Source organism: Ancylobacter terrae, from assembly GCF_045108345.1.
GTDB lineage: Bacteria > Pseudomonadota > Alphaproteobacteria > Rhizobiales > Xanthobacteraceae > Ancylobacter.
In genome coordinates, this window is sequence record NZ_JBJGXH010000003.1 from 257643 (window position 1) to 271656 (window position 14014).

Consider the following 14014-nt stretch of genomic DNA (forward strand, 5'->3'; position numbering starts at 1 on the left):
GTGAAGGCCGGCCGCCGCGCGGCCGGCTGTCAGGCGAGGGCAATGACGATCTTGCCGAAGGGGCCCCGGTCGAGATGGTCGAGCGCCGCCGGCAGTTCGGCGAGCGGATAGACGCGGTCGATCACCGGCTTCAGGCCCGTCCGGTCGACGGCGGCGACGAGGTCCTCCAGCGCGCGGCGATGACCGATGCCGATACCGTTCAGCGTCACCTGCTTCAACATCAGCGGCCCCAGCGGCAGCGTACCGGCAAAGCCCTCGATGATGCCGATCTGGGCAATGGTGCCGCCAATCGCCGCCGCCTCCACCGCCCGGCCGAGATGAGCCCCGCCGACAAGTTCGAGGATGTGGTCGGCTCCGCGCCCGGCGGTCGATGCGCGCACGGACTCCACCCAGTCGCCGGCGCTCCGGTCGATGGTGTGATCGGCGCCGAGCGTGCGGACGCGCTCCAGCTTGGCGGCGCTGCCGGACACCACGATCACCACGGCACCCTGCATCTTGGCGATCTGCAGGCCGAACAGCGCAACCCCGCCGGTACCCTCCACCAGCACGGTCTGCCCCGGCTTCAGTCGGCCGCGCTCGATGAGCGCGGTCCACGCCGTGAGGCCGGCGCAGCTCAGCGTGCTCGCCGGCGCATCCGGAAGCGTCGACGGGGCGCGAACCAGCCAGTCCTCGGGAAACGCGACATATTCCGCCAGCACGCCGGGAAAGGCGCCGCCGAGCGACTGATAGGGCAAGGTTCCGGAATCCCCGGCCGGCAGACCGTCGATCCAACCCGGAAAGAAGGTGGAGATCACCCGTTCGCCGGGCGCGAAACGCGAGGCGCCCTCGCCGGTGGCCGCGACCGTGCCCGCAAGGTCGGAACCGGGCGTGAAGGGAAAGGCGAGCGGGCTTCCCATACCGTCCTCGATGATCAGCCGGTCGCGATAATTGAGCGACACCGCCGCCACCTTCACCAGCACCTCCCCCGCCACCGGCGACGGGATCGGCACCTGCCGCAGTGACAGCCGGTCGCGACCGAATCGGTCCATTTCCCAGCGCTTCATCATCATCGTCGTTTCGCTTTCCCTGATCCGAAGGCGAAACCTTATCGTTGATGCATCGGCGTCAGTGGAGATATAAAATCTCCTGATTGGCGATCATGAGGACACAATGAGCGACGTCCTGCACGGAATCGACGTGTTCGTGGCGGCGGTTGAAGACGGCAGTTTCGCGGCCGCCGCCACGAGGCTTCATCTCACCCGCTCGGCGGTCGCCAAGACCGTGGCGCGGATCGAGACCCGGCTCGGCGTGCGCCTTTTTCACCGCACCACGCGCAGCCAGGCGCTCACCGAGGACGGACAGCTCTATTACGAGCGCTGCGTGCGGGCGCTCGACGAACTGAGGGCGGGAGCGGCGGCGCTCGATTCGGGGCGCCGCGAGGTGGCGGGACGGCTGCGGGTTTCCGCCCCGGTCCTGTTCGGGCGGCGCTGCGTCGCACCGGTGCTGGCGCAGCTCACACGACGCCATCCGGCGCTGGAGCTCGAAATATCGTTCAACGATCGCCTGGTCGATCTGGTGGAAGACGGTTTCGACCTCGCCATCCGCAATGGCGAAATCGGCAATGGCACCGGGCTGATGACCCGGGTGGTCGGGCTGCAACGGATGAGCGTGTGTGCCGCCCCGTCTTATCTCGAGCAGCACGGGCGCCCGGAAAACCTGGCGGATCTCGCCGCCCACCAGGCCATTCACTATGGCCGGGCCGGGCACGCGAAGGGCTGGGCGTTTCCGCTTCCCGGCGGCATGGTCGAGGCTATGCCGCCGGGCCGGCTGCGCTTCGACGATCTCGAAACCATCGCGGATGCGGCCGAGGCGGGCCATGGCCTCGCCTGGCTGCCCTGCTGGCTGATCCGCGACCGGGTGCGCACCGGCGCGCTGGTGCCCTTGCTCGCCGATTTGCCGCGCCTCGTCTTCAAGACGCATGCGCTGTGGCCGCAATCCCCCTATCTGCCGTTGCGCGTCCGCCTCGCCATCGATGCGCTCGCGGAGAAGCTGCCCGGCAGCGCCGAGCTCTGAGGCGGGAACCGGGCGGCGGCGCTCAGATGTCCTCGCCCCCCTCCCCGTCCGGACCTTCGGGCCGACCGTCCCCGACAGGGAGAATGCCGCTGACGAGCAGGCCGTCATCCTCCAGCGCCGCACGCGGTGGATATTCCCTGCTCGCCACCTTTCGTGAGACGGAATGCTCTTGCGATTCTCGATGCTAAACTCGCAAAGCGACCTAGAAAGAGGCCTTATTCGCTGCAAATTCCCTGCGAAGCAGGGAATAACGGTGAGACGGGTTCGCACACGACTCTCTCAACCGCCAGTTCAGCCCACCTCTGGGCACACCTAGGCCGCCAACGTTCGGAGCAGGCCTGCCTTCGTTCCGATAATCCGAACGTCCCTATGTAGGGATTCGCGAACCTGCGCCCAGTGCAGATTCGCCGGTCGACACGTCTCGACGTGCCGTCAGTTGCGCCGCCCGGGGGCGGAGGCTGCGCACCCATGCCACGGGACAGATCGAAATGTTCCGCACGAAGCGGACGCCTTCGGTTTCAACTTGTCACTGCCGCCATTTCCGGAGCTCGACTTACAGTTTTGCGATGCCTCGATACCCGCCACGTCCTAGACGAGATGGCGCGGGCGGCCGGCGACGAAGAGATTGATGTTCTCGACCATCTGGTCGAGCAGGGCCTGAATGCCCTCGCGGCTCGCCCAGGCCACGTGCGGCGTCAGGATGAAATTGGGGTGGCCCACCAGTTTCATCAGCGGGTGATCGGGCTCCGGTGGCTCGACGGTGGCGACGTCGAAGCCGGCGCCCGCGATCTGCCCGCTGGCCAGAGCGCGCCCGAGCGCGGCTTCGTCCACCAACCCGCCGCGGGCGGTGTTGATGAGCAGCGGCCGACGCTCCATGAGCGCGAATTCCGCGTCGGCGATCATGTGGCGGGTCTCGGCCGTCAGGGGTGCGTGCAGCGTGATGATGTCGCTGACGTTGAGCATCTCCGTGAACGGGGTGTAGAGCGCCCCCATGTCGGTGCGCCCCTTGAAGGCGGAGAACAGCGGCCGCATGCCGAAGGCCCGGGCGATGTCGGCCACCGCGCGCCCGAGCGCGCCGTCGCCGATGATGCCGATGGTTGCGCCCGCCAGACCGCGGATCGGGTAATCGAAATAGCAGAATTGCCCGGAGCGCTGCCAGGCGCCGTCCGCCACCGAGTCGCGATAGCTCAGCAGGCTGCGACGCAGGGCGAGGATGAGCGCGAATGTGTGCTCGGGAACCGTATTCACCGCGTAGTTGCGGACATTGGACACGGCAATGCCCCGCGCCCGACATGCCTCGCGGTCGATGACGTCATAGCCGGTCGCGGCGACGGCGATGAACCGCAGCTGGCGCGCATCGGCCAGCGCGGCGGCGGTGACGGGCACCTTGTTGGTGATGACGATGTCGGCCCGCGCGATGCGTTCGCCGACATCCTCGGGCGCGGTCGCCTGATGCAGGACCACCTCGCTGGGAAAGGCGAAGGACGGCAGGGACAGGTCGTTCGGAAAGGTGGCGCGGTCGAGAAACACCACGCGCAGCGGCTCAGCCGTCATCGGTCGATCTCCGGTTATCGCTTGAAGGGACACATCCGGCGGGGGCGGACGGGATGGATGCGTTTGCCGGCGCCAAAGCCTCGGCTATCGCAGGCGCCTGGCTTTCCACTCGTCGGTGGCGGCCAGCGAGAGCAGGGTTTCCACCGCCACCTCGGCGACCGCGATGGTCGCGCGCGAGGAGGGCCGGTTCAGCGGCATCGCCAGATAGACGGTGCGGCGGAAGCCCGGATCGACGATGCGGAACGTATGGATCGGGCTCTGGCCGGCCAGGCTCGAGATCGAGCCGGGATGGCGCGCGGCGTGCGAGCAGATCGTCACGCCATGGCCGCGGCGGACCAATTCGAAGATCTGCGGCGAGGCGTCGATCTCCATCGCGATGTTGAGCGGGATCGCGTGGCGCCGCGCCGTCGCTTCCACCAGCACGCGCAGCCCGTGCTCGGGACCCGGCATCACCAGCCGCAGATGCTGGACGTCGCGCATGCGGATCTCGTCCCGCTCGTTGAGAAACGGCGCGACCACGGCCCGGTCATAGGTCGCGATATAGAGCTCCTCCTCGGCGATGGGTCGCAGCGAGGCGCTGCGGTCGGTGGCGGCCCCGCCGCCGAACACCACCGCCGCGTCGAGCGTGCCCTCGCGCAGCCAGCTGGCAATGTAGCCGGACATGCTCTCGACCACCCGCAGGCGAACTTGCGGGAAGCGGGCGAGACAGGTCTCGACGAGCTGCCCCGTCAGCAACCCGACCAGCGAGCCCGGCACGCCGAAGCGCACCGTGCCGACGGGCGGCCTTTCGCGGCTGAGCAGGCTCGCCTTCGCGTCCTCGACCTGCTTGAGGATGGCATAGGCATGCGAGAGAAGCTCGCGGCCCTGCTCGGTGAGCAGCAGCCCACGCGCCCAGCGCTCGAACAGCGCGGTGCCCAGTTCGTCCTCGAGATCCTTCAGCCGCGCGCTCAGCGAGGGCGGGCTGCTGTGCAGCACCTTCGCGGCGGCGGCGAGCGATCCGGTTTCGGCGATCGCCACGAAGGCACGCAGATCACGAAGGTCCATGTCGCCCCAGGCCCGTGAAGCGCCGCGCGCTCATTGCGCCCTCATATCGGCCAGGCCGGCGGCGCGGGCAAGGATGGCGCGGGCGCGATCGGCCACCGGCAGATCCACCATCGCGCCGCGGAAGGTGACAGCGCCCCGCCCCTCCGCCAGCGCCCGCTCGAACACGTCGAGCGCACCCTGCGCCCATTCCATCTCGCCCTGCGAGGGCGCGAACACCTCGTTGAGGATGGGAACCTGGCTGGGGTGGATGCAGAAGCCGCCGGTGAAGCCCATTTCCCGCGCCTGCTGGATGGTGCGGCGGAACTTCGCCTCGTCGGCATAGTCGGCGACGGTACCGACGAAGCCGATGGGCTGGATGCCGGCATTGCGCGCGGCGACCACCGCCTGCGCGTTGTGGATGTAGAGCGTGTCATAGGTGGGCGAGGCGCCGAGCGAGACGGCCAGATCCTCGGCGCCGACGATCATCCCGGTGACGCGCGGATGGGCCGCGGCGATAGTCGGCATGTTGAGCAGGCCTTCGGCGGTCTCGATCATCACCACCAGCCGGGTGTGGCCCGGCGTCATGCCCCGCTCGCGCTCCAGTTCGTCGATGATCTCGGCGATCGCGCGCACATGCGAGGCGTCGGGCACCTTCGGCAGGGTGAGGCAGCACACATGCGGGCAGATCGAGGCCTCGATGTCGGCCATGGCCTGCCGCCACGGCCGGTTGATCCGCACCACCACGTCGACGCCCTGCACGGCGAGGCGTTCGGCGGCCACCGCCACGGCGCGGCGTGCCTCCGCCTTCTGGCCCGGCGGGATCGCGTCCTCGAGGTCGAGCTGGATGCAGTCCGCATCGCGCTCGGCGGCCCGGGCCAGGAAGCGCTCATTGAGGACGGGGACGAACAGCATGGAGCGCCATGCCGAGGCGGATCTGGTCATCAGGAAACCTCTGCGGGCTGTTTGCGCGTCATGCCGAGCTCGTGTCGGAGCTCTTCCGTGTGCTCGCCGACCTCGGGCGCGGGGCGGCGGAAGGGGGCGGGCGTCGCGGAAAAACGCGGGATGATGTTGTGCATCGGCACCGAGCCGAGATCGCGATCGGGCAGCTCGACGATCGCCTCGCGGCCCTCCACGAAGGGGTGGTCCAGCAGGTCGGCCACCGAGCAGACGGGGCCGACAGTCACCCCGGCGGCGTCGAACAGGGCGAGGTTTTCGGCCTGGTCGCGGGTGGCGATGAAGGCCCCGATGATCGCGTCGAGCTCGTCGCGATGGGCGACGCGTGCGGCGTTGTCGACGAAGCGCGGATCGCTCTTCAGCTCGGCGCGGCCGATGGTCTCGAAGATGCGCTCGGCCATGGACTGCATCGACCCCGACAGGGCCACATAGGCGCCGTCCGCGCAGGCATACACGTTGCGTGGCGCGGTGTGGGAGGACTGGTTGCCGGCCCGCGGCGTCGGGGCGCCGGTGAGGCGGATCTGCGCCGCCTCGGCTCCGATCAGCGAATGGATGGGCTCGAACAGCGAGAGGTCCAGCACCTGGCCGGGGCCTCCGCCCTGCTCGACCGTGCGCAGCGCGGCGAGAATGGCGGTCGCGCCGTACAGCCCGGCCACCATGTCGGCCATGGCGAGGGGCGGCAGGGTGGGCGGCTTGTCGGGGTGGCCGTTCATGAACGCCCAGCCCGACATCGCCTCCACCAGGGTCCCGAAACCCGGCCGCAGGCGCCACGGGCCGCTCTGTCCCCAACCGGACACACGCAGGAGGACGAGGCGGGGATTGCGCGCCAGCAGTTCATCCGGCCCCAGTCCCCAGCGCTCCAGCGTGCCGGGCACGAAATTCTCGACCAGCACCTGCGCCGTATCGATGAGGCGCAGCAGCATCTCGCGGTCGTCGGGGTGGTGAATGTCGAGGGCGACGCTGCGCTTGTTGCGGGAATAGACCTTCCAGAACACCTCGACGCCCTCGACGCGCCAGTTCCTGAGGTCGTCGCCCTTGCCGGGGCGCTCGATCTTGATGACGTCGGCGCCATAGTCGGCGAGCACATGCGTCGTCATGTTGCCGGCGACGAGGCGCGACATGTCGACGATGCGCACGCCGTCGAGCGGGCCGCGCCGGTCCGGTGTGAACGCAATGCTCTGTGGCATGGCCGGCCTCCTCACTCCATCACGATGAGCGGCTTGATCTCCTGCAGCGCATGCATGCGTTCGAGCGCCGTGTTGACGTCGTCGAGGCTGTAGCGGCCGGTGATCATCTTGCCGAACGGGATATGGTCGATATGGGCGGAGGCGAATTGCAGCGCTTTCCAGTAGGACTTCACGTCGCCGGAGAAGGAGCCGATGACGCGGATGTTCTTCTTCACGATGGTCGACGGGCTGAAGGTGGTGGTGCCGCTGCCGAGCTGGCCCACCGTGAGGTAGCGCCCGCCCTTGCGCACCATGTCGAGCCCTTCGCCGAAGGCGTTGGGGTGGCCGGTGAACTCCATCACGATGTCGGGTCCGCGCCCGTCGGTGATGTCGCGCAGCGCCGCGACGCGCTCCTCATGGGTGGTGCCTTCGATGGTGAAGGTGTGCGTCGCGCCGAAGTCGCGGGCGAGGGCGAGGCGGGCGTCCGGCGCGCCGATGACGCTGACGGTGCGCGCGCCGTTGACCCGGGCGACCGCCGCCGCCAGCACGCCGAGCGGCCCGGCGCCCTGAATGGCGACATGCTCGGAAGGCTCGATGCCGCCGAGATTCTCGAAGGCGTTCATCACCGAGCGGAAGGCGCAGCTGCACAGGCTGGCGACGCCGTCGTCGAGATTGTCCGGCACGCGGACACGGCCCGATTCCGGCAGCACGTAGCCATATTCCGAGAAGCCGCCGAGAAGGTAGGGCGGCTTCTCGATGTTCTCGTACATGTAGGCGCGGCGGTTCTCGCACAGCGTCGGCTGGCGGGCGATGGTGCAGTAGAAGCAGTGGCCGCAGGCGGTGTGCGTCCACAGGATGCGGTCGCCGATGGCGAGCGTCTGACCGACGCTATCGCGCTCGGCTCCCGCGCCGATGGCGACCACCCGGCCGACCATCTCATGGCCGAGGATGACGGGCAGGTCGACATTCAGCGAGAGGTTGCCGCGCGAGAGATGCACGTCGGTGCCACAGATCGAGCAGGCCGTGGTCCGCACGATGAGCGCCCCCGGTTCCGGGGCCGGCGGCACCGGCACGCATTCGATCTTCACCGGCTCGCCGAAGCGGCGGACCACCGCGGCACGGGAGAATTCGGGAAGGCTGATTGTTTCGCCCTTCACAAGCATGGACATCACACGTCTTTCAGAGATAGCGGAACCAGAGGGTCACGAACGGCACGAAGGTGATGATCGCCTGACCGACCAGCGCCGCGCCGAAGAACCAGCCGAGGTAGGGGAGCATGTCGGCGAGCCGGGCATTGGCGGCCCGCGCCGCGACATAGAGATTGGCGGCCATGGGCGGCGTCAGCAGGCCGATCTCCAGATTGGTCGCGGTGATGATGCCGAAATGCACGGGATCGATGCCGAAGCGTTCCGCCGCCGGCGCCAGCAGCGGCCCCATCAGCAGGATGGAGGCGTTGGTCTCCATGAAGGTGCCGACCAGCAGCAGCACGATGTTGACCATCAGCAGGAAGGCGACCGGGCTCTCGATATAGGTCGCGACCCAGAGCGCGATGTCCTGCGGGACCTGGTTCAGCACCATGGCGCGGTTGAACACGCCGGTCATGGCGATGACGATGAGAATGCCCGAGCCGGTGATCGCCGCCGAACGGAAGGCCCGGGTGAAGTCCTTCGCCGTCAGCAGACGCCGCAGCAGCGAGACGCCGACCGCATAGAGGCAGCCAATCGCCGCCGCTTCGGTCGGGGTCATGATGCCCCCGTAGATGCCGCCGAGAATGACGACCGGGAGCAGCAGGGCCGACGACGCATCCAGCAGCACGAGGCGCCTCGGCTTGTCCGCGGCGGGCAGGTCGCTGCCTTCCAGCTGCGCTTCGACACCGTTCGTCAGCAGGCGACGCGAGAGCGCGTTGTGCACGATGAGGAACAGGATCGCCATCAGCGCCGCCGGAACCAGCGTGGCGAGGAACAGCTGCGAGATCGAGACGCCGACCGTGGCTCCGTAGAGGATGAGCGGGATCGAGGGCGGCACCAGCACGCCGAGCAGGCCGGCCGACGAGGTGAGCGAGGCGATGTAGCCCTTGGGATAGCCACGCTTGGCCATGGCGGGGCTGACGATGCCGCCGATCGCCGCCACCGTGGCGACCGAGGAGCCGGTGATCGCCCCCATCATCGCCGACGCGGCGACGGTGATGTAGCCGAAGGCCGCCCGGACGCGGCGCAGCATCATCTCGGCCAGCGCGATCAGCTCGGCGGCCATGCCGCTGCGGTTCATCAGTTCGCCGGTCAGCATGAACAGCGGGATGGCCACGAGCGGGTAGCTCGAAATCTCCTCGTAGGGGATGTTGCTCAGCCCGGCGATGGAGAGCCCGAAGGCATCCATCTGCAGGAAGATGACCAGGCCGAAGGTGACGGCGAGCGGCGCGCCGAGGATCAGGAAGACGGCCATCAGGCCGAAGGTCAACGCCATGGATTGTACCCTCCAGGGTCGCGGCCTTCCAAAGCGCGCCAGATGTCGAGCGCCGAGTGGAAGGTCATCAGCGCCGCGCCGGCCAGCACGAAGCCGGCAGGAACCGCGACGGGCGTGCCGAGATCGATCAGACGCTCGCCCGAGAGGCGGGCGTAGTCGAACAGATCCCAGGCCAGCGCGATGAAGAACAGGCCGAAGACGAGGCAAAGCACGGCCGCCACCACGTCGAGGGAACGGCGCAGCCGGCCGGGCGGGAGCATCTCGACGATGTCCGCCGTCAGGTGCCGATGCAGATGGCTGCACAGCGCTCCGCCGATGAAGGTGAGCGGCGACATCGCAACCATCGCCCACTCGCCGGTGTCGGGGATCGGCAGGTTGAAGAACCGGATGGCGACGGACATCGCCACTGCCACGATGGCGACCACCATCGCCGTGATGACCACCGCATTCTCCATCCGCCCCAGGACGAGCTCGACGCGCATGAGCGCGCCGAGCAGGGGACTGGTGCTTCGAGATGCCGCCGGACCGGCCTCCGGGTCGTGGCCGGTCATTGACGAGGTCTCGTCATAGGCCATGACTGTTACTCGCCCCGGGCCGCGGCGATTTCCTTCTTGAGCGCGGCGATGCGATCCGCGCCATAGACCGACTCGAGCTTCTGCCAGCCGATCTGGCCGATGCGCGCGAACTCGGCCATCGCCTCGGGCGAGGGGACGAGCACCTGCACGCCGCCGGCCTTGATCTTGTCGAGGAAGGCGGCGTTGGCGGCGCGGTTGAGGGCGATGCCCTGGCTCGCGGCTTCCTCGGCGGCCTGCTTGACGAGCTTGCGCTGGTCCTCGGTCAGCCGGTCCCAGAAGCGCTTGCTGACGGTGATCGCGCCCATCGCATAGACGTGGTTCGTCAGCGTCATGTACTTCTGCGCTTCGAACAGCCGCGAATTGTAGGTGATGCTGGCGCCATTGTCCTGGCCGTCCACCGTTCCCTGCTGCAGGGCGACGAACAGGTTCGGCATCGGCATCGTCACCGCCTGCGAGCCAGCGGCCTCGAAGAAGCTGCGGATGGAGGCCGAGCCCGGCACGCGGACCTTGAGGTCCTTCAGGTCCTGGGCATTGGTCACGGGATGCTTGGAGTTGGTGACGGCGCGGAAGTCGAGCTCGAAATAGGCGAGCGCCACCATGTTGTGCTTGGCCAGGGTCTCGCCGAGCGTGCGCTGGAGAATCCCGTCCGGGTTATAGAAGATCTTGTCGACTTCCTGGTTGTTGGTGGCGATGTAGGGCAGGTAGTGGATGTCGAGCAGCGGATCGAGCCCGGTCAGCGAACCGACGTTCAGGAAGGCGAACTCGACCGCGCCGCGGCTGAGGTCGCGGCCCAGCGCCTCGTCGCCGCCGATCTGGCTGTTGGGAAACACCGTGATGTCGATCTCGCCATTGCTGCGCTCCTTCACGAGCCTGGCGAAGATCTGACTGGCCTCGTCGGCGGCATTGCCCTGCGCGAACACATGGCCGAGGCGCGCCTTCTGCGCCGCCGCCGGCTGGGCGATGGCAACAAGCGAGGCGGCCGCGAGAGCGGCGATAAGAAATTTCCTCATGATTTCCTCCCAGAAACTGTCGTCTTCGTTCTGTTCTTCTGAAGACGACAGTCGATTTTTCACTTGTTGTGGTCGATCACCACCGTCTTGGCGACGGTGTATTCCTTCAGGGCCTCGAAGCCTTTCTCGCGGCCGTGGCCGCTCTTGCGGAAGCCGCCGAACGGCAGTTCGATGCCGCCGCCCGCGCCATAGCCGTTGATGTAGATCTGGCCGGCGCGGATGCCCTTGGCCATGCGCATCTGGCGGCCCCCGTCACGCGTCCACACGCCGGCGATGAGGCCGTAATCGGTGCCGTTGGCGAGGCGGAGCACGTCGTCCTCGTCGTCGAACGGCAGGGCCGCGAGCACGGGGCCGAAGACCTCCTCGCGTGCCAGTTCATGCTCGCGCGGCACGAGGCCGAACAGCGTGGGCGGCACGAAATAGCCGGCCTTGCTGGCATCGGGATGGATCTTGCCCTGCGCGACCACCTCGACCTTGTCGCGCGCCGCGCGCTCCAGGAAGCTCATCACCCGATCGCGCTGCACGGCGTTGATAACCGGCCCGCTGTCGAGATCCTGCTCGGGATATCCGACCTTCATCGAGCCCATGCGGTCGGCGAGCTTGCGCATGAATGGCTCATAGATCGAGCGCTCGATGAGGACGCGCGAGCCGGCCGAGCAGGTCTGCCCGGCATTCTGCACGATCGCGCCGACGATCACCTCGCACGCCTTGTCCTGGTCGGCATCGGCAAACACGATCTGCGGCGACTTGCCGCCGAGTTCGAGGACGCAGGGCACGTGGTTCTTCGCGGCGGCGGTCTGCACCAGCGTGCCCACCTCGGGCGAGCCGGTGAAGGAGAGGAAGTCGATGCCGGCATGGCTCGACAGGGCGGCGCCCGCCTCCTCGCCCAGGCCGGTGACCACGTTGATGACGCCGGCGGGAAAGCCGATCTCCTCGGCGAGTTCGGTGAAGCGAAGGCAGGAGAGCGAGGCTTCCTCGGCGGGCTTGAGGATAGCGGCATTGCCGGCCGCCAGCGAGGCACCGAGCGTGCGGCCGAACATGGAGGCCGGGTAGTTCCACGGGATGATGTGGCCGGTGACGCCGCGCGGCTCGCGGAGCACGATGACCTGATAACCCGACAGGAACGGGATGGTGTCGCCGTGAATCTTGTCGGCGGCGCCGCCGTAATATTCGAAGTAGCGGGCGGTGACGCGGATGTCGTTGCGCGCGAGCTTCATCGGCTTGCCGGTGTCGGCCGCCTCGATCTCCGCGAGCTCCTCGAGCCGGTCGAGAATGAGCAGGCCGAGCCGGCTGAGGAGCCGGCCGCGCTCCAGCGCCGCCATGGAGCCCCACGTGCCTTCGAACGCGTTGCGGGCCGCGGTCACGGCCTGGTCGATGTCGGCCTTGCCACCGCGGGCGATGCGGCCGATGACCTTGCCGGTGCTCGGGTTCACCACGTCGAGCGTGGCGCCGGAGACTGGCCGCACCCAGCGGCCATCAATGAAAATCTCGTCGCGCCCCATCGGCATCCTCCGCACTCCTTTTTGCGTTTGCGCGGATGCTCCTACGGCAGGTCGGCCTTCGACAATGTCGAAAAATCATAAGTAGCGTTCGGATTTTCCGAATGATGTGTGCGAGGGAGGGCCGGACAAGCTGTGGGTGAAAGCCCTGGAGCCTCCGCTGGAGTACCGGCAAGCAGCCGGCAGCGACCCGGTTATCCCCCGGAGATGGCCAGCCGGCCGCCCCTATCGCGGCGGGTTCACAAGGGTCCCGCCAACGTCAAGCTGGTCTGGCTACCCGGAGCAACGTCACGCATGTTAGGGCGGTAAATGAAAGTGTTTCAGACAGCACACGGTAGAGCGTGCGAACAAGATCGATTTTCAATCAAAAAACCATGCATTTCGACCGGACTATATCGTTGCGACAGCAGGGGAAGCGGTGATGAAGAATTTCAGCAACGCTTTGCATTCGATTTACGAGGCCGCCCTGGTTCCGGAAAAATGGCCGGAGGCGCTGCTGCGGGTGGCCGCCTTTTTCGAATCGGACTGCGCACTTATCATGTTCGTCAGCCGGGATGCGCCGGTCGACATCATCCACTCTCCCGGCGTCGAGCACATTTCAAAGGTATATTTTGACGAGGAGTGGTGGCGGCACGATATCCGCGCCCACAGAGCGCCGATGCTGCTGGCCAGCGGCGTGGATGTCTTCAACGATCAGATGGTCGCGACTCCCGCAGAGATTGAAACTCACCCGATCTACGCCCAGTATATTCCCAAGACCGGGCTGGGTTGGTGCATGATCGCATCCATCATGCCCGATTTCGACATACCGGTGCTGCTCGCCATCCATCGCGATAAGCACAAGGGTCCGTTCCTCGACTCCCGGCAGATGGAATTACTCGGCGCGTTCAGTCGCCATGTCGAGCAGGCTTTACGGATCTCGCTGCGATTGAGCAATCTTCAGTCGCACGAAGCGACGCTTCTGAGCGCGTGGGATGCACTGGATATCGGCATATTCGCGGTCGATGCGGACGGCCGGGCGGTGCTCGCGAACCGGTACGGGCGCCAGCACTTCGACAGCATATTCGCGCAACTGGATCGACACAGCTGGAGTGCCGCCCGGCGCCACATGCTGACGTCCGGCTCGACGGCAAGTCGTTCCGATGAAAAGCATCCGTCCCCACAGATCGTCAAAAGTCGTGACGGGCACCGCCTCGTGATATGGTCGATTCCCATCGCCAGAGAAGCTCAGGACCGGATCGGTTTTACGGAAAGCGCTACGGATCTGCTGCTGGTTCTGCCGCTGGAGAAAGCCGGATTCATCGATCCGGCTGTCATCCGCAATGTCTTTGGATTGAGTCTGAGCGAGGCTCGGCTGGCAAGCCTCGTCGGTGGCGGCACGGGCATCCGGGAAGCCGCCGAAAAGCTCCGCATCACAGAGGGGACCGCGAGGGTCGTCCTCCAGAAGGTCTTCCAGAAGCTGAGCGTCAACCGACAGGCGGAGCTGGTCCTGCAGCTCTCCCGGATCGAGGTGATCGCAGGGCGCGACCGGCAGACGTGACCTTCACGCCTGCTGAACCCAGCCGACCGTGGCTCCGGATACTGCCCCCGTCGCGTTAACGCTATCGACAGAAGTAACGAAGTCCAGTGCCCCCGTCCGGCCCCGATAACGCCTTGGGCGATCATACTCGGCGAGAACTCGGTATGCCCGGCGTATTCTGTTTGGGATATTGATCCGC

At 67.0% G+C, this 14014-nt stretch carries 12 protein-coding genes; 2 read left to right on the forward strand and 10 right to left on the reverse strand.

The genetic code is table 11. The features are described from left to right. Positions 1-29 precede the first annotated feature (29 nt). The gene (locus tag ACEUEL_RS17745) at positions 30-1028 is read right to left on the reverse strand and encodes a zinc-dependent alcohol dehydrogenase family protein (RefSeq protein WP_405708011.1); all 999 of its coding nucleotides are present in this window, start codon (positions 1026-1028) and stop codon (positions 30-32) included. Between the two features lie 121 nt (positions 1029-1149). Between ACEUEL_RS17745 and ACEUEL_RS17750 the strand changes: the two genes are divergently transcribed. Next, a complete protein-coding gene (locus ACEUEL_RS17750; RefSeq protein ID WP_405708013.1) occupies positions 1150-2052 on the forward strand; it encodes a LysR substrate-binding domain-containing protein in 903 nt (300 codons plus the stop codon). 588 nt (positions 2053-2640) lie between these two features. Here ACEUEL_RS17750 and ACEUEL_RS17755 read toward each other — a convergent pair. From ACEUEL_RS17755 to ACEUEL_RS17795, 9 genes are all read right to left on the reverse strand, one after another. Then, a complete protein-coding gene (locus ACEUEL_RS17755; protein WP_405708016.1) occupies positions 2641-3606 on the reverse strand; it encodes a D-2-hydroxyacid dehydrogenase in 966 nt (321 codons plus the stop codon). An 84-nt stretch (positions 3607-3690) separates the two neighbouring features. Continuing rightward, a complete protein-coding gene (locus tag ACEUEL_RS17760) occupies positions 3691-4650 on the reverse strand; it encodes a LysR family transcriptional regulator (protein ID WP_405708019.1) in 960 nt (319 codons plus the stop codon). 30 nt (positions 4651-4680) lie between these two features. Then, positions 4681-5571, reverse strand: coding sequence for an HpcH/HpaI aldolase/citrate lyase family protein (locus tag ACEUEL_RS17765; protein WP_405708022.1), 891 nt, complete (start codon positions 5569-5571; stop codon positions 4681-4683). After that, on the reverse strand, positions 5571-6770 hold the full coding sequence (locus ACEUEL_RS17770) for a CaiB/BaiF CoA transferase family protein (RefSeq protein WP_405708025.1): 1200 nt from the start codon (positions 6768-6770) through the stop codon (positions 5571-5573). The genes ACEUEL_RS17765 and ACEUEL_RS17770 overlap by 1 nt, the downstream gene beginning before the upstream one ends. Before the next feature lie 11 nt (positions 6771-6781). Next, positions 6782-7918: a zinc-binding dehydrogenase gene (locus ACEUEL_RS17775; RefSeq protein ID WP_405708028.1), complete on the reverse strand. Its 1137-nt coding sequence runs from the start codon at positions 7916-7918 to the stop codon at positions 6782-6784. 10 nt (positions 7919-7928) lie between these two features. Further along, the gene (locus tag ACEUEL_RS17780; protein WP_405708031.1) at positions 7929-9212 is read right to left on the reverse strand and encodes a TRAP transporter large permease; all 1284 of its coding nucleotides are present in this window, start codon (positions 9210-9212) and stop codon (positions 7929-7931) included. Beyond that, the gene (locus ACEUEL_RS17785; protein ID WP_405708034.1) at positions 9203-9787 is read right to left on the reverse strand and encodes a TRAP transporter small permease; all 585 of its coding nucleotides are present in this window, start codon (positions 9785-9787) and stop codon (positions 9203-9205) included. The genes ACEUEL_RS17780 and ACEUEL_RS17785 overlap by 10 nt, the downstream gene beginning before the upstream one ends. Before the next feature lie 5 nt (positions 9788-9792). Continuing rightward, on the reverse strand, positions 9793-10797 hold the full coding sequence (locus tag ACEUEL_RS17790) for a TRAP transporter substrate-binding protein (RefSeq protein WP_405708037.1): 1005 nt from the start codon (positions 10795-10797) through the stop codon (positions 9793-9795). Positions 10798-10856: 59 nt separating this feature from the next. Beyond that, a complete protein-coding gene (locus ACEUEL_RS17795) occupies positions 10857-12305 on the reverse strand; it encodes an aldehyde dehydrogenase family protein (protein WP_405708040.1) in 1449 nt (482 codons plus the stop codon). 412 nt (positions 12306-12717) lie between these two features. Here ACEUEL_RS17795 and ACEUEL_RS17800 point away from each other — a divergent pair, with 412 nt between their 5' ends. Next, complete coding sequence (locus tag ACEUEL_RS17800; protein ID WP_405708043.1) at positions 12718-13836, forward strand: helix-turn-helix transcriptional regulator; 1119 nt, start codon at positions 12718-12720, stop codon at positions 13834-13836. Positions 13837-14014: the final 178 nt, after the last annotated feature.